The sequence below is a fragment of the Mycobacterium sp. NTMscope_Eco_3 genome (assembly GCF_976985685.1).
This window is the reverse complement of the sequence record NZ_CDRJYZ010000001.1, coordinates 212125-228883: the sequence shown is the minus strand read 5'-3', so window position 1 is coordinate 228883 and position 16759 is coordinate 212125. Positions and strand designations below refer to the sequence as shown.

Sequence of the window (16759 nt, the reverse complement as noted above, 5' to 3'; positions counted from 1 at the left end):
CTGCGTCACGATGGTCGAACACCGTCAGGGGGCCATTCGTCGACGCCGTCTTCGAGCGGCACATCCAGAGATCGCAGGAGCGCAGAAAAGAGTCGCCAGTTGCCAATCGCCGCGACAAGTTCTACAAGGAGCCCCGGGTCTGCTTGCAACGCATCTCGGCACACAGCCCACGTGCCATCCGAGATGGTGCCGTCACGCAGTGTCTCATCGGTCGCCGCAAGTACAGCACGTTCGGCATCGCCAAAGTGGTTAGCATTCTGCCAATCTCGCACCGCGAGCAGGTCACGCTCGGACACGTCGAGCATTCGTGCGAGTCGCCAATGTTGCGTCCATTCATAGACCGAGCCGGTGACCCAGCCGATTCGCATGATGATCAGCTCTCGCAGCCGCGCGTCGAGGTCCCCGGTCCACAGCAACGCCTCCAGCAGTCCGTTCAAGGCCATTGCCACACTAGGCTGGTGAAGCGCGATTCGGAATATCGACAACTCCGCTATGGCTTCGGGGATGCCACATTGAGCAGCGCGCCGGCGCGCGTCTGTCAGGCCGAGCATTTCGACGCGGTTTCCACTGCCCACAGTCGGTCCTTAAGTTCGTAGGTGCAGTTACTTCGTGTTGTTACGTTGTGCTGTGACCCGGGTGGGTCGGGTGAGGCGGCATGTCGGTTGCCGGCCTGGTGGTGCGGCTTGAAAGGACTGGCCGCCCGGCCTTCCTGGACTTCCTCGGGCCGCTGATTGAGATCTGCGACGTGATCGCTTGTTTAAGGAAATGCTGGCGGGGTTGTCCGTGGGGATCGTGTTGGCAGACAAGCGGATAGGAGATCGATGGCAGCGGGCCAGTTGTGGGCTGGGGTTGATGTCGGCAAGGAACATCACTGGGTGTGCGTGGTCGACAACAGCGGCACGGTGGTGTTGTCGCGCAGACTCGGCAACGAGGAGCAACCGATCCGTGCGCTGATCGGCGAGATTGACTCGTTGGCTGATCAGGTTGCCTGGACGGTGGACCTGACCACGGTGTATGCCGCCCTGTTGTTGACCGTGTTGGCTGATGCCGGCAAGTCGGTGCGCTACCTGGCGGGCCGTGCGGTCTGGCAAGCCTCGGCGGTCTATCGAGGTGGTGAAGCCAAGACCGACGCCAAAGACGCCCGGGTGATCGCTGATCAGTCGCGGATGCGCGGCGATGACTTGCCACTGCTGCATCCCGACGACGATCTGATCACCGAACTGCGGCTGCTCACCGCTCATCGCGCCGACCTGGTCGCTGACCGCACCCGCACGATCAACCGACTGCGCCAACAACTCGTTGCGGTGTGTCCGGCGCTGGAGCGGGCCGCCCAGCTCAGCGCTGACCGGGGCTGGGTAGTGCTGCTGGCGCGCTACCAGCGCCCCAAAGCCATCCGCCAGACCGGTATTTCGCGGCTGACCCGGATCCTGGCCGACGCCGGAGTGCGTAATGCCGCGGCCATTGCGGCGGCTGCGGTGGCGGCCGCCAAAACTCAAACGGTCCGACTGCCCGGCGAACAAGTGGCCGCCGGACTGATCGCTGATCTGGCGCAGGGGGTGATTGCCCTCGATGACCGCATCAAGACCACCGATGCCGACATCGAGGACCGATTTCGCCGCCATCCACTGGCCGAAGTGATCACCAGCATCCCAGGCATGGGATTTCGGCTCGGTGCTGAATTCCTGGCCGCCGTCGGCGATCCCGAACTGATCGGCTCGGCCGACCAGCTCGCCGCCTGGGCCGGGCTCGCACCGGTATCTCGAGATTCGGGAAAACGCACCGGACGACTGCACACCCCCAAGCGCTACAGCCGCCGGCTGCGCCGGGTGATGTACATGTCCGCACTGACCGCCATCCGCTGCGACCCGGCCTCCCGCGCCTACTACCAACGCAAACGAAACCAAGGCAAACGACCCATCCCAGCCACCATCTGCCTGGCCCGACGCCGCACCAACGTCCTCTACGCACTCATCCGCGACAACCGCACCTGGCAACCCGACTCACCCCCGATCACTCAGTCGGCGGCTTGACATCGTCATTGAGAGTCCTTTCAGTTGGGCACTGCTGGCACGTCAGGCCATCGGTACGAAGACGTTGTGCAAGGCCGGAATCGTGCCCGGCTCGCCATCGGCTAAGACGTCGAGTAATCGTGGTAGGCCCGCGAAACCGGCGACGTCCCGGGATAGTTCATCGAAGGGCCAACGCCCAGAGACGAGCAATTCGATCGCGCTCTGATAGGCGGGGTAATCGACCCCCAGCGAGCCGAGGACGCGTAGTTCTTTGAAAACGAGGAGGTCTGGCTCGAAGCCTGGTGCTCCGCCGCCGCCGCGGGTGCCGGCGATCACCACGCGTCCGCCTGGTCGAGCAAGTGCGACGGCGTCAGCGAATGCACCTGGCGCTTTGGCGGTGACGTCGACGACGACGTCTGCGAGTTGACCGGTCGCTCGTTGCAGGGCCTTGACCGGGTCTTCACGGGTCACGTCAATGGTCAGGTCCACGCCGAACTTGGACGCTGCGGCTAACCGTGGTCGATCGCGTGGTCCGAGTCCGGTCATAGCGACGAATGCCGCTCCGGATTCCTTCGCTGCTACGGCCGAGCAGATGCCGCGGATGCCTGGCCCCAGGACTGCGACGACGTCGCCTGACGCGGTCTCCGGCAGCGTGGCAGCCCATTTGATTCCCGCGCCCAGCGGGTTGAACAACGTAGCGACAATCGGGTCGAGTCTGTCTGGAATCGACAACAGCATGGAATCGAAGGGCAGATGCAGGTGCGTTGCGTACCCTCCCCACAGGCCGGGATCGATGTTTACGTCGACGAAGCCGAACATCGTGGCCAGTCCGTTGCGCGAGCACCTGCGATACTCACCTCGGCGGCACGCGTCGCACTCCCGGCACGATCGAAAAACCTCGACCGCAACCCGATCACCTGCCGACACACCCCAACGCGCGCTTGCGGCGTCACCGACTGCCTCAACGACACCGACGATTTCATGTCCCGGGACGAAGGCGAAGCCCGCTGGTAGGTGACCGCTGTACTGCTCGTGATCGGTTCCGCAGAGCCCGCACGCCTCGATCCGAAGGACTCCGGAGTGGCCGTCGACGGGCGGTACCGCAAGAGTGCGCCGCTCGAGGGCGCGCGGCTTGGTCAGCACGAGCGCATCGGCCTTCATGGCAGTTCGAATTCGACGCGCTGATCAGCGGGCCGCACAGTTACCTGACGTCCGACCATCATCTCTTTTGACATTTCCTTCGCCACCTTCGCATCGTCGTTGCGAGCCGCGACGCGCCGGCCGTCGGGTAGACGCGCGAGAACAGGCACCCACGAAGGGCCAACGTCGCGGTCGTGTACCACCGTGTAGCCGTCGATCGTTGCCCTACCGGATGTGTCGGCGGCAGAAGCGACTGGAACCGCAGTCGCATCAATCGCGGCCTGCGCTTCCGCCATGTCCGGTGTCTGCCACCCAGTCGGCGGCGGCGTCGCCGACCATAGGCCCAACGAGTGCTTCGTGATGTACCAACCTAATCCGGAAACCAGTCCTAGGGCGTCCGGTTCGCTTCGGCAGCGTCGAACCATCTCCACAATCGAGTGGCTGACATAGTTGTTACCCGGTCCTCCGTGGTAGGGCAATCCACCGGTCACCGTGAACCCGCGTGGATCCGCTGGATCGAGATCGAGCGCCTCGATCGCAACTTCGACCGCGGAAGGGAAGCAGGAGTACAAATCGAACCATCCGATGTCATCGGCGGAAAGGTCGCAGGCAGCTAGGAGCGCCCGTCCGACAGCGCGAATTCCCGCGGACCGACTGAGATCGGGCCGCTGAACCGGAAAGTACACGTCGTTGCAAGTGGCCGCGCACCATGGGAAAACCCATCGGTCACGAGGAACACCGATTTCGTCGGCGACTTCGGCAGCCATCATGACGAAGGCGGCTGCCATATCGACGGTGATAATGCTGTTGAGCATCTTGGGATATGGCTCGCACACCATCCGGTTAGTTGGCGAGACCGAGCTGAGCTCACTGGCAGTGCGCGCGCGCGGAAACCATGCCTGGCCGGGATGCCTCGATGCTTCGAGCGTGAAGGGGGCCATCAGGTTTCCCAGCCAGCGACGCTGCTCATCGAAGGTCCGGCCCGATCGAGCCGCAATCGCCGATTCGAAGACCGGGTACACCTGGTGCGGCCAACGCAGTCCAGCACACATCTCGGCCGCGCTCAGACCGGGGCGAGTATCGCCAAGTGACTCATCCCGGCCCTCAACGGGTTTCGGGTCTCGTCGCACCTGACCCGATCCAACCCTACGAGCTGACGCGCCGCTCTCCGCTCCGACGACTAACACCGCGTCGCTGACACCGCGCGCGATGCGGGCGCCGAGCACCTCAACGAGGTACTGAGGCGTATTACCGCCAACCGGACAACTGATGCGCCGTATTGGCGCCAGCCCAGCCGCTTCGGCAATCCTCGTCGCAGGATTGTCACGCGGAATCATCAAGATTCCGGGCGTCGCCACCATATCGATTCGATGCCCGATAGCAGCGCCCGAGTCCTGCAATGCTCGACGCACGGCCTCGGAAGCCAAATCGATGGGGTCAACGACACCGTCGTCGCGGTGCGTGATCTCACCAACTGCGACGACGACCGGAGTGCGGCGTGGAATCGGCAACGGTCAGGCCGCGGTCATCGTCGACGCCTTTGCGACATATCTGCGATATTGTCACATAAGGTGCTATACGACAACTGCTTCGATCGTCAGCCCACGAACGGCACGGGACGGCATACTTGAATGGTGACGAAAAAATCGTTGCGATGGGGCACGGCGACCGCCGCGAGCCGCGACATCGCCCGAGACCATCTGCTCGATGCCGCCGCAACGTCCCTCGAGAACAAGGGGCTACCGGGCACCACGATGGAGGACATCGCCAGGCAGGCCGGGGTGTCCCGCGCCACGGTGTATCGCTACTTTCCGAGTCGTGAATCCGTCATTTCCGGTGTTATCTTGCGGTCAGCCGAACGCTACCTCCGCCGCATTAGTGCGCGGATCGCAGCGCATGCCGATTTAGGCTCGGCGATACTGGATTTCGTCGAGGTTACACTCCGTGCGGCCCACCGTGAACCCATAATCGGATTGCTATTCGGCAGTGACGACGAACTCGCCGGCGTAGGGCTGGCCAAGGGTACGTCGGTGGCTTTGTTCGAACTCGTCGCCGAGTTCCTTCGCCCTGTCTTCGCCGCGCACTGGGATCAACTTGAGCGTGGGGTGTCGGTCGACGATGCATCCGAGTGGATACTGCGGGCTATCCTCAGCCTACTCACGGTCGAAGGCCCAAGGCAGCGCAGCCCGGAGGGCCTCGATGCTTTTCTACGAAGATTCCTGCTTCCTCCTCTGCTCACCACCACCCGGTCTTGCGCTGATGCAACAAGTACGGAGTAATGTCTCGTTAGTGGCAGCAGTATCGGTGAACGACGAGGGGCTCTAGACATGAAGTTCGAGCAGTTCAGCCAAGAGATTGCCGACGAGTTGCAGAATGCGGCGGCAACCGCGGGTGGGCTGTCCAGCTACTTGGGATTTCGGCACACCGAATTCGCCGCGGGACGTCTGGTTGTGGAGATGGATGCTCGGGACGACCTGATGACGCCGTTCGGCAACCTGCACGGCGGATGCTTGTCGGCGATGGTAGACCACTGTCTGGGCGTGGTGTTCTATCCGGTTATCCCAGCGGGATCATGGGTGGCCACAACGGAATTCAAGCTAAATCTGCTGCAGCCCGTGTCGAGCGGAGTGTGCGTTGCGGTCACCGAGATCATCGCGCTGGGCAAGCGTAGCGGTGTCGCCAGAATCGATGTCTCCAACGCGGGGCGCGCGGTATGCGCGGCGCAGGGAACCGTGACGGTGGTTAGCCCGAGGGGGTATTCCGGTTGATGGCGAGACTGAGCACGAGTGCCGTCCGAATTGGCTATCGCGGCCTAATCAAATGACTGTTACCTGCGAGCGAATCCGCACCGAAGACGGCGTCACCCTCACGGCGGATTTCTACCGGCACGACACCGCCCGCGCCGTCGTACTTCTCCTGCATGGTGGTGGTCAAAATCGCCACGCTTGGACCACCACGGCGCGCCGGTTGCATGCGCGCGGTTACACCGTCGTCGCCTACGATGCCCGAGGCCACGGCGATAGCGGGTGGGACCCGACTGGGCGATACGAACTCGCAGGACTCACATCCGATCTGCTGGCTGTGCGCGAACATGCGAGTGACGACCGCCCGCCGGTGGTCGTTGGTGCGTCGTTGGGTGGCATGACCATTTTGGGAACCCATCTGCTGGCACCAGCCGATTTGTGGTCAGCAGTCGTTCTTGTCGACATCACCCCGCGAATGGAGTTCCACGGTGCACGCCGCGTCGTGTCATTTATGGCCGCCCATCCCGACGGATTCGGCACGCTCGACGACGCGGCCGACGTCATCGCCCAATACAATCCGCACCGCGCTCGTCCCGAAAGCCTGGACGGACTGCGAAAAGTGTTGCGCCAACGCGACGATGGCAGGTGGATTTGGCGATGGGATCCGGCTTTCATCACCTCTAATTTTCAGTTCCTGCAAGGTGACCCCGCCACTGGTGCCGAACAGTTCGACGCGATCAGCGAACTGCTTGTTGAGGGGGCCCGTCGCGTGCAGGCACCAACGCTTCTGGTGCGCGGCGTCCTCTCGGATGTGACATCGCAGCAGTCGGTCGATGAATTCCTCCAGGTTGTCCCGCACGCCGAAGCGGTGGACGTTTCCGGCACAGGTCACATGGTGGCCGGCGACGACAACGACGCCTTCACTGCAGCAGTCGCCGGATTTCTCGACCGCACGATAGCCAATTCGGCCTGAGAACCTCTGAGCTGTGTGGCGCAGCCCAAAGCTGGCCATAGTTAAGGGCAGCCGACAGCTACCAAAACCAAGATATGCGTGACATCCATCCACTTAAGCAGGATGTGAATGGCCATTAGCTACAGTCGAGCGATGCACCTTCGTACCGTCTGCACCACAGTAACTTCCGGCTTGGTCGAGGGTTTCTCCCGAGACGGCGTGACCAGGTGGCGATCCATCCCCTACGCCGAGCCGCCCGTCGGGGCGTTGCGCCTAAGAGCCCCCCGGCCAATCGAGCCGTGGGAGGGAGTCTTGCCGTGTCACCGTTTCAGGTACTGTGCACCACAGCCGCGCAAATACACTTTTGTTGGCCTCGGCAAATATCAGCCGATGAGCGAAGACTGCCTGACGCTGAACGTCGTCGCGCCCGACACCAGATACGAGCGGCCGTTACCTGTGATGGTGTTCATCCATGGCGGCGCATACTTCCTCGGCAGCTCCGCGACACCGGTATATGACGGGGCATCGTTGGCTCGCAAGGGGTGCGTGTTCGTGTCAGTTAATTACCGGCTGGGCGCGCTTGGAGCAGTTGACCTCTCGTCTCTGTCTACCGACGCCTTCCGCATCGACGACAATCTTTATCTGCGTGATCTGGTTATGGCGCTCCGTTGGGTGCGTGACAACATCGCAAGCTTCGGCGGCAATCCCGACGCTGTGACGATATTCGGCGAGAGCGCAGGGGCACACGCAGTGGCGACGCTGTTGGCTGTTCCAGCTGCTAAAGGGCTGTTCGCTCAAGCCATTTCTGAGAGCCCCGCGGGAGGTTTGGCTAGTTCCCGTGAACAATCTGAAGAATACGCCGCAAGGTTTGCGGCGATTCTCGGAGCTCGGAGGCGAGACGCTGCCGCGGTCTTGCTGACCGCGCCGCCGACCGACCTCGTAGCGACTTTGGATCATCTGATCATGCAGGAAAGCCGCAACGCGCCGGGCGTATATCCGGTCGGTCCCACATATGGAACCGACTACCTGCCGCTGGATCCAATGGATTCGTTGCGCTTGGGAAAAGCACACCGAGTGCCTCTCGTCGTGGGTAACAATGCGGAAGAAGCCAAGCTGTTCACCCGCTTCCTGAAACTACTGCCAACGAACGAACCCAAGATCGAGCTGCTGCTATCGACTGTGGAATCTGCTGACCGTGAGCGGATTACGGCGGCGTACCCCTCTTATCCGAAAGCCGCTGCTTGTATTGAATTGGGAGGCGACTTCACGTTCGCATCGGTCGTATGGCAGATCGCCGACGCGCACAGCGCACACGCTCCGGTATACGTGTACCGCTATGACTACGCTCCGCGCACGTTGCGATGGTCCGGGCTGGGGGCCACTCATGCTACCGAATTGCTCGCAGTTTTCGACGTCTACAGAACGCGGTTGGGTCGGCTGCTCAGCGCGGCAGGCGACAAATATACGGCGCTGCGCATTACCGAGGATGTCCAGTCGCGGTGGTGCGCCTTCGCCCGCACAGGCGTGCCTGGCGCGGGTTGGCCCAGCCACGTCAGTGCCGACCATGCGGTGATGATCTTCGACAGGACATCGCGGGTCGAGTGTGACCCGCTTGCGGTTCGGCGCCAGGCGTGGGAGGGATTTACCTTCCGCCGCCCCTGACCGCATTCTGTGTGCATCTCGTTCCCGACATGCCGCGAACTGCCGCGGGCGAGGTATTCAAAGACAGAGCTTCGCCCGTAATTCGGCGGGGAGCGGCGTTCAGCCCTACGTTGAACCGCTGTTCGTCGCGTCAGCTGCTGATTACCACCACCACCTGGGAATGGAACCAGACGCCCAGGTAGTTGCGCGCGGAGCGCTTGAGCTTCAGCCTATCGGCTCGCGCTACGGCGGCGGGCCAAAAGTTTCGATAGTGGGATGGCCCACTCGGGTCAGAGTTGACCCTGCTGTCAATGGCCAAGTAGAAGTACCCGCTGGTGGCCGGATAAAAGTACCCACCCCGTGCAGTGATTCTTAGATTGGTTGGGGGTTCTCCTTCCGGTGTTGGGCGTCCTTCATTCGGTAGGACTGGCCGTCGGTGATGACGACGGTGGCGTGATGCAGGAGCCGGTCCAAGATGCTGACGGCGGTGGTCTGCTCGGGCAGGAATCGACCCCACTCTTGGAAGGGCCAGTGCGAGCCGATGGCCAGGGAGCGGCGTTCGTAGGCGCCGGCGACGAGGCGGAACAGCAGCTGGGTGCCGGTGTCGTCGAGTGGGGCGAAGCCCAGTTCGTCGAGGATGATCAGATCGACACGGAGCAGGGATTCGATGATCTTGCCGACGGTGTTGTCGGCCAAGCCGCGGTAGAGGGTTTCGACGAGGTCGGCGGCGGTTGTTAAGTCGGCACTTCTGGTAGCACCTGTGTAACTATCTGGTAGCGGTGGCGCGGGTATCTGGTAGCGCTGTGGAGGATCGCTTTCATCCGTGACCGCAGGGGTCGCGGCAAGCGAGAGGGATCTTCTGCCGATGACGGATTACCGGTATGTGATGGGCCTGCTGGTGCAGGGGCTGGCCTATAGGCAGATCGAGGCGATGGCGGGGTGCTCGCATCGGGCGATCGCCCGGGCCCGCCGGGTGCTCGACGACGAGCAGCTGAGCACCGCCGAGCAGGTCGCGGGATTGTCGGCCGAGGATCTGGATCGTCTCTTCGCTGATGGCCGCAAGAGCGTGGTGGGCGAGTTCGTGCCGGTCGACATCGACAAGGTCGTCACGGCGCGGTTGGGCCGTAAGAAGCCTCCGCTGAAGGTGCTGTGGGGCCGGTACCTGAAATCCGAGGCCGCCCCGGGTGCCCGGTTCTACGGGTATGAGCGGTTCTGCCAGATCGTCACCGAGCACGTCCGGGTCAACGATCTGAGTCTGCCGATCGCCCACGTGCCCGGGCATACGATGCAGGTCGATTGGGCTGGCACGGCGATGCAGGTCACCGACCCGATCACTCGGGCAGTGACACCGGTACCGGTGTTCGTGGCGACGTTGCCGTTTTCGGGCATGGTGTTCGCCTACGGCTACCTCGATGAGAAACAGCCCGCCTGGTGCGATGCGCATCGGCGGGCGTTCGAGTACTTCGGCGGGGTCGCCCAGGTGATTGTCCCGGACAACGCTTCGACGGCGTCGAACCAGATCAGCCGCGCCGACCGGGCCCGCGAGGTCAACGCCTCGTATGCGGATTTCCTGGCACATTACGGGGCCGCGGCGGTGCCGACACGCTCAAATCGCCCGCGGGACAAGGGAAACGCCGAAGCTGGGGTGAAGGTCGTCACCAACTGGGTAATTCATTTCCTGGCCGATCGGGTGTTCGCCTGCCTCGATGACCTCAACGATGCAGTCGCCGCACAGGTCGAGGCGATCAACGACCGCACCCCGTTTCGCGGGGAGCCGCGGTCGCGGCGTGACTGGTTCGACGCCCATGAGCGCGATGAGCTGATGGCGTTGCCGGCGCAGCGGTGGGAGCCGGTGACCTGGCGTAAGGCGAAGGTCCACCGGGATTGGCATATCCAGCTCGGCACCATCAAATACTCAGTGCCCTACCGATTCGCCGGCCTCGGTGTGGACGTGCGGATCGTCGGCACGGCGATCGAGGTGCTCGCCGACGGGCAGATCATCGCGGTCCATCAGCAGGGCCGGCACCGCAACGGCTATGTCACCGACCCCGAGCACGCGCCCCCGCACTATGAGTCGGTGGCCGGGCTGTGGACCCGCGGCTACTTCCTGCGCCAGGGGGCCAAGGTGGGTCCGGCCACGGCGGCAGCGCTCACGAGGCTGCTCGACGGCAAGGCGATCGAAGCCCAGGGCTACCGGTCGTGCATGAACATCCTGGACCTGGGCAAACGCTCCAGCCAGAACCGAGCGCTGCTGGAGGCGGCCTGCCGGGAGCTCGTCGCCGAAGACCCCAACCGGCCGATCACCTACACCGCGGTCAAACACCGCATCAGCGCGCTGCGCGCCGCCGCCGGCCAACGCCCCACCACCACCAGCGACGACGGTGGCGGTGGCCCGATCACGCCCGTGCCCAGGACCGGCGGCGCCGTGGCCCGGGCCGGCGGCCGTGACACCAGCCGCGCGCATCTGGCCGGGGCCAAAGCATTCAGCCTTGACGCGCTCACCACCGGCGATCGGCGCGCCGACGATGGTGGCGATGACGCCGCGGCAGGAGTCCGGCGATGAATGACCAACACCTCAGCGTCGATGACATGCCGCTATTCACCAAACTGCGGATGACCGCGTTCGGCGAAGCCGTCATCGAGATCGCCAACGACCCCGCCTGTGACCAATGGAGCTTCTCCCAGAAGATCCGCCATGCCCTGGAACAGGAGACCACCGCCCGCACCGAGCGGCGCGTGCTCAAACTGCTCAAAGCCTCCCGCACCCCGAACCCGGCCGCGTGCGTGGAAGACATCCACTACCTCGACGGCCGAAACCTCAACCGCGACTTGATCAATCGCCTCGCCGCGTGCCGGTGGATCGATAACACCACCAACCTGGTCATCCTCGGCAAATCCAGCGTCGGCAAGTCCTATCTGGCCCAAGCGCTGGTCAACGCTGCCTGCCGGCGCGACTACACCGCCAGATATTTCCGCCTCGATGATCTGGCCAACCAGCTCGCCGTCTACCAACGCCGCGACACCCAACGACTGACGTTTCTCACCGGCGTGCACAGCTGCGAGGTCCTCGTCCTCGACGACTTCCTGACCACCCCGATCACCGGCGAGACCGCCGCCGAGTTGCTCAACATCCTCGCCGCCCGAGAAGGCCGCGGATCCACCGTCGTGACAAGCCAATTCGACCCCGAAGACTGGTACCGATCCCTGCACGACGCCGTCATCGCCGAATCCATCCTCAACCGCATCGTTTCCACCGCTGAGCTCGTCCAACTCGACGGACCCAACATGCGCCGACACAGCCACCACACCGACTCCACATGAACGAACGCGGGCGCGGGGACCGCTACCAGATCCCCGCGCCCGCGCTACCACTTCGTCACGCACCCGCTACCAAAAACTCCGGCTAAACAGCGGTGAAGTACCGGACCTTGTGCCCAGCATGAATCGCAGCGACCCCCAGTCCGATCAGGGTGTGGGACTTGCCGGTCCCAGCCGGTCCGATGATCGCCAGATTCTGTTGTGTGCGAACCCATTCCAGGCTCGACAGGTAGTCGAACACCTTGGGCTGAATCGACGATGCGGCCACGTCGAAGGACTCCAAGGTCTTGGTGACCGGGAACCCGGCAGCCTTGAGCCGGTTGACGACGTTGGAGGCATCCCGTGCCGCCAGTTCGGTCTCGACGAGGGTCCGTAGCACTTCTTCGGGGGTCCAGCGCTGGGTCTTGGCGGTGATTAGGACTTCGGGGGCGGTGCGCCGGATCGCGGCGAGCTTGAGCCGCCGCAGCCCGGCGTCGAGATCAGCGGCGAATTGCGGAGTGGACAGTGGTGCAACGGGTTTGGTTGCCTTGGCTGGCGTGCCGTTCATGACGTGGCACCACCGTCTGCGGCCGGGTTGACCGTGTAGGCAGCCAGGGATCGGGTCGGGGCGACTGGGAGGTCCAGGATCAACGCATCCCCGGCGGGGCGGGGCTGCGGCGTTCCGGCGCCGGCGGCCAGGATGGACCGCACGTCGATCGCGCGGAACCTCCGGAACGCGACCGCCCGGCGAAGCGCGCCGACCAAGGCGTCGGTGCCGTGGGCGGCGCCCAACGCCAGTAGGACTTCCAGTTCGGAGCCCAGCCGAGTGTTGCCGATCGCGGCGGCCCCGACCAGGAATGCTTGAGCATCCTCGCCGAGTGTGCAGAACTGTTGCTCAGCATGAGTTTTGGGTCGTGGTCCGCGGCTAGGTTCCGGGCGGGGACCGTCGTAGTGATCGTCGAGGACTGATGCGCTGCCTGGGGCACCCAGTTCGTGCTCAGCCACGATCACCCCAGTCGCGGGCTCCACGATGCACAGCGCGCCGTGATCGACGACGACGGCCACGCTGGTCCCGATCAGTCGGGTGGGCACCGAGTAGCGGGCCGAGGCATACCGGACACACGACAGCCGGTCGACCTTGCGGATCACCGACGGTGCCCCGATTCGAAGTTGCAGCGACGGCAACGGTTGCAGGAGTTCCCGTTCGATCAGCAGTTGCTCATCGGGGACCGCACAGATCTCCGAATGCACCGCGGCATTGACCTCCAGACACCACGCCCTGGCCGCAACGTTGGCAGCACGCAGATCAACCGGCACCCCGGCGATGGCGGCGTCGGTGAGCAGCGGGACGGCGAGGTCGCGTTGGGCGTAGCCGCACAAGTTCTCCACGATGCCCTTCGATTTAGGGTCGGATGCATGGCAGAAGTCCGGCGCGAAACCGTAATGACCTGCCAGCCGGACGTATTCGGCGGTAGGGATCACCACGTTGGCGACCACGCCGCCCTTCAGACAGGCCATCCGGTCGGCCAGCACCCGGGCCGGGACACCACCTATCCCGGCCATCGCTTCGGCGATCAACGCCAACGTCGTGGACGCCTTCTGGTCGGTGGCGAACGCGACGAAGCGCCACCGGGAGAACGCCAGCACTGCGCAGAACAGGAACAACCCGGGTGCGGCTTGGGCCCAGTCGATCACCAGATACTCACCCGGTGACCACACCGCCGGGCGACGTCCCCGGTGATGTTCGTTGCGCCACAACACCTTCGCCTCAGCAACGAGGCGACGGAAGTTGCGTGCCGACCCGTCGTAACCGGCGGCCTTCGCGATCGGCAACATCCGCTTCGCCGACATCCGACCCGCCGACTTCTCGACACGCTCGGCGACCAGATCGGCCACCGCATCGTAATTGTGGGCCCGCTCGACCCGCGGCGGTGCGCTCTCACCGGCTTCGAATTTCTCGACGACTTTCTTGACGGTCCTATGGGTGGTGCCGCACAGCTGCGCGGCGCCGCGGTATGACCCGACTTGTTGATAAGCAGAAATGATGTCCATGCGGTCCCTCGCAGACTTCAATGGAACTCCCCGGTGGTGACGATGAGTGGTTGGCACCTTCACCGTCACCACCGGGGCCCGCAGTTCCTGATCGACACGACGAACACGGGGTGGGTACTTTTATCCGGCCACCAGCGGATACCTCCACTTGGCCACCAGTGGGTACTTTTTCATGGCCACGGACACCTGCCGGACCTTACACGCGATGTGAGCGGCGCCATACGCTGGCGCTACGAATGGATTAGGTCACTAATGTGAAGGATCACCACATGACCGAGATGCTGACCCAGATGCAGGCGCTTCCCAGTGAAACTCCGCTCGAAGACGAGGCGTTGGCGGCTTACGAGAAGAAGTTTCGGGAGGACAACACGATTTGGGCTGAGTTGTTGCAGGAGAACCTCGACCGGCTCGGGCGCGGCTCGTTTTCGCTGCACTGGATGAACACCGACAAGGCCAATTGGGGTGTTCGCGCGCGCCCGAGTTCGCGGGGGTTGACCTATACCGACATCAACCGCCCGCCAGCCTACGGCACGCTGCCCGAGCACACGACGTGGCGCAACTTCGCCCCGCGCGGCTCTGTGCGTGAGCCCTATGTTGACCAGATGCCGACCATCGACGCTTATGACATCCTCGACAAGAAGGAGGCCTGGGCGGACAACGTCATGACGCTGTATGAGGAGGCCAAGGCACGGCAGTGGAACTCCACCAGCGATATTCCGTGGAACGAGCTGGAGCCCGCCAGTGAGGATCTGGAGAAGGCGGCGTGCCAGCTGGCTACCTCTTTGACGGAGGTTGAGTTCGTCGCCGGTGACTTTCCGTCGCGGTGGGTGTATCGCACCTCACCGGATTTCTACGAGGTTAAGAACTTCCTCGTGACGCAGATGATGGACGAGGCCCGCCACATGGAGGTGTTCCGAAAGCGTGCCCTCGCCGGCGGGGGAGGCTTGTTGCACGCCAGCCCGGCCCTGGAGTGGGCACTGAAGGCGATCCTCGAGTCGCCGAGCCACACCCAGGGCACGTTCCTGCTGAACGTGCTGGGCGAAGGGCTTGTCCTTACGATTTTCCGGGCCGGGGAGTACCTGTCCAAGACGCATGTCGACAAGGAGATCTTCCGGCGCTGCATGCAGGACGAGGCCCGTCACGTGTCGTACGGGACCCTGGAATTGAAGAACTTCCTCGACAGCTCGACTGATCGGGAAAAGGCGCTTTCGGATATGCATCGCTTCGCCGATCTTGGCGAGCAGATCATCCTCACCGCACTGAGCAGTCCCGGGCTGTTGGAACCGCTGGCCGTTCTTATGGGCGGTGGAGTGGACAAGATCGACGAAGGTATGGAGGGTGTGTCGTTCCTGTGGGGGACGATTATTGAGGAGTACCTGCAGCGCTGTGAGCGGGCCGGGTTTGACCGTCGCGAGAAGGTGACGATCCCCTTGGAGATGCCGTGGACGGCGTAAGTACGAGCGCAGATCTTCCTACCGTTGAGTGGTTCACCAGGCTGGCGGAGGTCAGTAAGGCTGACCTCGCCGAGTTCCGTAAACTCGGCGAGGTCGACTGCCGGTTTGCCGTCAACATCTTCGATGGCGGCCCAGATGGGTCTGCGTTGATTGTCCAGCTCACGTTCGACGGCTTCGAGGTGAGCGAGATCAAAGAGATCAGCGACACAGGGTTGGAGTCGATGGATTTCGTCATCGAAACCGACCGTGATTCGTGGCTGGACATGGTGGACAACATCCGCGCCGGAGACGGCCGACCGGACCTCGATCACACCCTCAACGCCTTGAGCATGGCGTCGACGCCGATACGGGTCTGGTCATCTGATCCTCTGGGCAAGGACATGTTTTTCCGCTACAACCAGAGTTTGCAGCATTTCATCAACAAGAGCGCTCGGCTGTGAGTCGCCGCTGAAGAAAAGGAAAGAGCATGAGCGGCACTCGGCGAGGCCATTTCTACATCGATGACACGTGCATCGGGTGCGGAGCGTGTGAGCACTCGTGCCCGGGACGGGTCGATGCCATATCCAAGAAGGCCGACGATTTCCTGGGCCGATTCGTCATCGACCTCGATGAATGCATCGACTGCGGGAAGTGCGTCCCGCTGTGCCCCGTCGATTGTATTCACGACGGGCGGGTCGAGGCGGCATTTGTCCCGGACAATGGCTACACGAAGATCGGAAAGCTATACGACTGGGCAGCGCGCAAAGATAGCTGATACATCAAAAGATCCAGGAGCTGAGGGATTGGCATCAGATTGGTGGCCGGGGCCACGTGTCGCGCGGCCGCTTGGCGCGGAGGTTGATTCTGACCTCTCTGCCAAAATTCGGACAGGCGATAGCTGTGGCTTCGACCCACAATGTCAGCTGCCGCATGAGCTCCCGCCGCGTCGCCGTCAGCTTTGCCGATCTATCACGACATCATCATCGTGGTTTTTCGGTCAGACCTCGCGGCGTCCCGACCATCACCACCCCATCAAATGACTAGGAGTTGTGTCATGGGCGTTTTCAAAGACGGCGTCGAGGCAACGAAGTACATTGCCGGGATCTTCGAGGAGGCGGTGGACGATGAGTCGATCGCCGATCAACTAGCGGCATCCGGTGTTGTGCTGCAGCTCAACTGCTCTGACCCGGATATCCAGGTTACGGTCGACATGCCTAATAAGAAGGTGTTCACCGGGAACTGTGACATCAAGCCTACCGTAGCGATGTTCATGACCTCTGACATGGCCAACCGGTTTTGGCAGGGCAACCTCAATCTCGCTGTCGCGCTGGCCAAAGGCCAGGTCCGCGCCAAGGGGCCGGTTCCAAAGATCCTGAAGCTTATTCCCGTCGCCAAGAAGCTTTTCCCGCGGTACGAGGAGCTGCTGCGGGCTGAGGGCCGTACTGACCTGCTGGTTGTTTGACGCGCGTCGACAAGTCGTCAAGCTGTATG

At 63.1% G+C, this 16759-nt stretch carries 15 protein-coding genes and 2 pseudogenes; 11 read left to right on the top strand and 6 right to left on the bottom strand.

Annotated elements, in window-relative coordinates; genetic code table 11:
- Positions 1-5: 5 nt before the first annotated feature.
- Positions 6-575, bottom strand: coding sequence for a carboxymuconolactone decarboxylase family protein (locus AC0KTM_RS01050; RefSeq protein WP_372457562.1), 570 nt, complete (start codon positions 573-575; stop codon positions 6-8).
- A 246-nt stretch (positions 576-821) separates the two neighbouring features.
- On the opposite strand from AC0KTM_RS01050, the gene AC0KTM_RS01045 reads away from it, so the two are divergent.
- Positions 822-2030, top strand: a complete 1209-nt coding sequence (locus tag AC0KTM_RS01045; protein WP_007172600.1) for an IS110 family RNA-guided transposase — start codon at positions 822-824, stop codon at positions 2028-2030.
- Between the two features lie 42 nt (positions 2031-2072).
- Here AC0KTM_RS01045 and AC0KTM_RS01040 read toward each other — a convergent pair whose 3' ends face one another.
- Positions 2073-3170: a zinc-dependent alcohol dehydrogenase gene (locus AC0KTM_RS01040; protein WP_007172287.1), complete on the bottom strand. Its 1098-nt coding sequence runs from the start codon at positions 3168-3170 to the stop codon at positions 2073-2075.
- The gene (locus tag AC0KTM_RS01035) at positions 3167-4660 is read right to left on the bottom strand and encodes an acetyl-CoA acetyltransferase (RefSeq protein WP_007172286.1); all 1494 of its coding nucleotides are present in this window, start codon (positions 4658-4660) and stop codon (positions 3167-3169) included. The genes AC0KTM_RS01040 and AC0KTM_RS01035 overlap by 4 nt, the downstream gene beginning before the upstream one ends.
- Positions 4661-4780: 120 nt before the next feature.
- Between AC0KTM_RS01035 and AC0KTM_RS01030 the strand changes: the two genes are divergently transcribed.
- The 4 genes from AC0KTM_RS01030 (at position 4781) to AC0KTM_RS01015 (ending at position 8507) form a co-directional block, all read left to right on the top strand.
- On the top strand, positions 4781-5428 hold the full coding sequence (locus tag AC0KTM_RS01030) for a TetR/AcrR family transcriptional regulator (RefSeq protein ID WP_046182710.1): 648 nt from the start codon (positions 4781-4783) through the stop codon (positions 5426-5428).
- 48 nt (positions 5429-5476) lie between these two features.
- Entirely contained in the window at positions 5477-5917 is a 441-nt protein-coding gene (locus tag AC0KTM_RS01025) for a PaaI family thioesterase (protein ID WP_007172283.1), read from the top strand.
- Positions 5918-5969: 52 nt separating this feature from the next.
- A complete protein-coding gene (locus AC0KTM_RS01020; RefSeq protein WP_033721570.1) occupies positions 5970-6866 on the top strand; it encodes an alpha/beta fold hydrolase in 897 nt (298 codons plus the stop codon).
- A gap of 132 nt (positions 6867-6998) precedes the next feature.
- Positions 6999-8507, top strand: coding sequence for a carboxylesterase/lipase family protein (locus AC0KTM_RS01015; RefSeq protein WP_033721569.1), 1509 nt, complete (start codon positions 6999-7001; stop codon positions 8505-8507).
- 351 nt (positions 8508-8858) lie between these two features.
- Here the strand turns inward: AC0KTM_RS01015 and AC0KTM_RS01010 are convergent.
- A pseudogene (locus AC0KTM_RS01010) lies at positions 8859-9218 on the bottom strand (ATP-binding protein); the annotation flags it as partial.
- A gap of 133 nt (positions 9219-9351) precedes the next feature.
- Here AC0KTM_RS01010 and istA (AC0KTM_RS01005) point away from each other — a divergent pair.
- Together istA (AC0KTM_RS01005) and AC0KTM_RS01000 are read left to right on the top strand one after the other, a co-directional pair.
- A complete protein-coding gene (gene istA, locus AC0KTM_RS01005) occupies positions 9352-11049 on the top strand; it encodes an IS21 family transposase (protein ID WP_054586253.1) in 1698 nt (565 codons plus the stop codon).
- Positions 11046-11807 (top strand): ATP-binding protein, encoded by a 762-nt coding sequence (locus AC0KTM_RS01000; protein ID WP_054586254.1) that lies wholly within the window; start codon positions 11046-11048, stop codon positions 11805-11807. Before istA (AC0KTM_RS01005) ends, AC0KTM_RS01000 begins: the two co-directional genes overlap by 4 nt.
- Before the next feature lie 88 nt (positions 11808-11895).
- Here the strand turns inward: AC0KTM_RS01000 and AC0KTM_RS00995 are convergent.
- Together AC0KTM_RS00995 and istA (AC0KTM_RS00990) are read right to left on the bottom strand one after the other, a co-directional pair.
- A pseudogene (locus AC0KTM_RS00995) lies at positions 11896-12351 on the bottom strand (ATP-binding protein); the annotation flags it as partial.
- Positions 12348-13856 carry an IS21 family transposase gene (gene istA, locus AC0KTM_RS00990; protein ID WP_079669096.1) on the bottom strand — a complete coding sequence of 503 codons (1509 nt, stop codon included), beginning with the start codon at positions 13854-13856 and terminating at the stop codon, positions 12348-12350. The pseudogene AC0KTM_RS00995 and the gene istA (AC0KTM_RS00990), both read right to left, overlap by 4 nt.
- Positions 13857-14104: 248 nt before the next feature.
- Between istA (AC0KTM_RS00990) and AC0KTM_RS00985 the strand changes: the two genes are divergently transcribed.
- The 4 genes from AC0KTM_RS00985 (at position 14105) to AC0KTM_RS00970 (ending at position 16730) form a co-directional block, all read left to right on the top strand.
- Complete coding sequence (locus AC0KTM_RS00985) at positions 14105-15289, top strand: ferritin-like domain-containing protein (protein WP_007172279.1); 1185 nt, start codon at positions 14105-14107, stop codon at positions 15287-15289.
- Positions 15277-15729, top strand: coding sequence for a hypothetical protein (locus AC0KTM_RS00980; protein WP_007172278.1), 453 nt, complete (start codon positions 15277-15279; stop codon positions 15727-15729). The genes AC0KTM_RS00985 and AC0KTM_RS00980 overlap by 13 nt, the downstream gene beginning before the upstream one ends.
- Before the next feature lie 26 nt (positions 15730-15755).
- Positions 15756-16043 carry an NADH-quinone oxidoreductase subunit I gene (locus tag AC0KTM_RS00975; protein ID WP_007172277.1) on the top strand — a complete coding sequence of 96 codons (288 nt, stop codon included), beginning with the start codon at positions 15756-15758 and terminating at the stop codon, positions 16041-16043.
- 279 nt (positions 16044-16322) lie between these two features.
- A complete protein-coding gene (locus tag AC0KTM_RS00970; protein WP_007172276.1) occupies positions 16323-16730 on the top strand; it encodes an SCP2 sterol-binding domain-containing protein in 408 nt (135 codons plus the stop codon).
- Positions 16731-16759: the final 29 nt, after the last annotated feature.

What these genes read in the sequence shown, in the direction of transcription:
- AC0KTM_RS01045 (WP_007172600.1), top strand. Translation starts at nt 822, where the DNA reads ATGGCAGCGGGCCAGTTGTGGGCTGGGGTTGATGTCGGCAAGGAACAT.
- AC0KTM_RS01040 (WP_007172287.1), bottom strand. Translation starts at nt 3,170, where the DNA reads ATGAAGGCCGATGCGCTCGTGCTGACCAAGCCGCGCGCCCTCGAGCGG.
- AC0KTM_RS01030 (WP_046182710.1), top strand. Translation starts at nt 4,781, where the DNA reads ATGGTGACGAAAAAATCGTTGCGATGGGGCACGGCGACCGCCGCGAGC.
- AC0KTM_RS01025 (WP_007172283.1), top strand. Translation starts at nt 5,477, where the DNA reads ATGAAGTTCGAGCAGTTCAGCCAAGAGATTGCCGACGAGTTGCAGAAT.
- AC0KTM_RS01020 (WP_033721570.1), top strand. Translation starts at nt 5,970, where the DNA reads ATGACTGTTACCTGCGAGCGAATCCGCACCGAAGACGGCGTCACCCTC.
- AC0KTM_RS01015 (WP_033721569.1), top strand. Translation starts at nt 6,999, where the DNA reads ATGCACCTTCGTACCGTCTGCACCACAGTAACTTCCGGCTTGGTCGAG.
- istA (WP_054586253.1), top strand. Translation starts at nt 9,352, where the DNA reads ATGACGGATTACCGGTATGTGATGGGCCTGCTGGTGCAGGGGCTGGCC.
- AC0KTM_RS01000 (WP_054586254.1), top strand. Translation starts at nt 11,046, where the DNA reads ATGAATGACCAACACCTCAGCGTCGATGACATGCCGCTATTCACCAAA.
- AC0KTM_RS00985 (WP_007172279.1), top strand. Translation starts at nt 14,105, where the DNA reads ATGACCGAGATGCTGACCCAGATGCAGGCGCTTCCCAGTGAAACTCCG.
- AC0KTM_RS00975 (WP_007172277.1), top strand. Translation starts at nt 15,756, where the DNA reads ATGAGCGGCACTCGGCGAGGCCATTTCTACATCGATGACACGTGCATC.
- AC0KTM_RS00970 (WP_007172276.1), top strand. Translation starts at nt 16,323, where the DNA reads ATGGGCGTTTTCAAAGACGGCGTCGAGGCAACGAAGTACATTGCCGGG.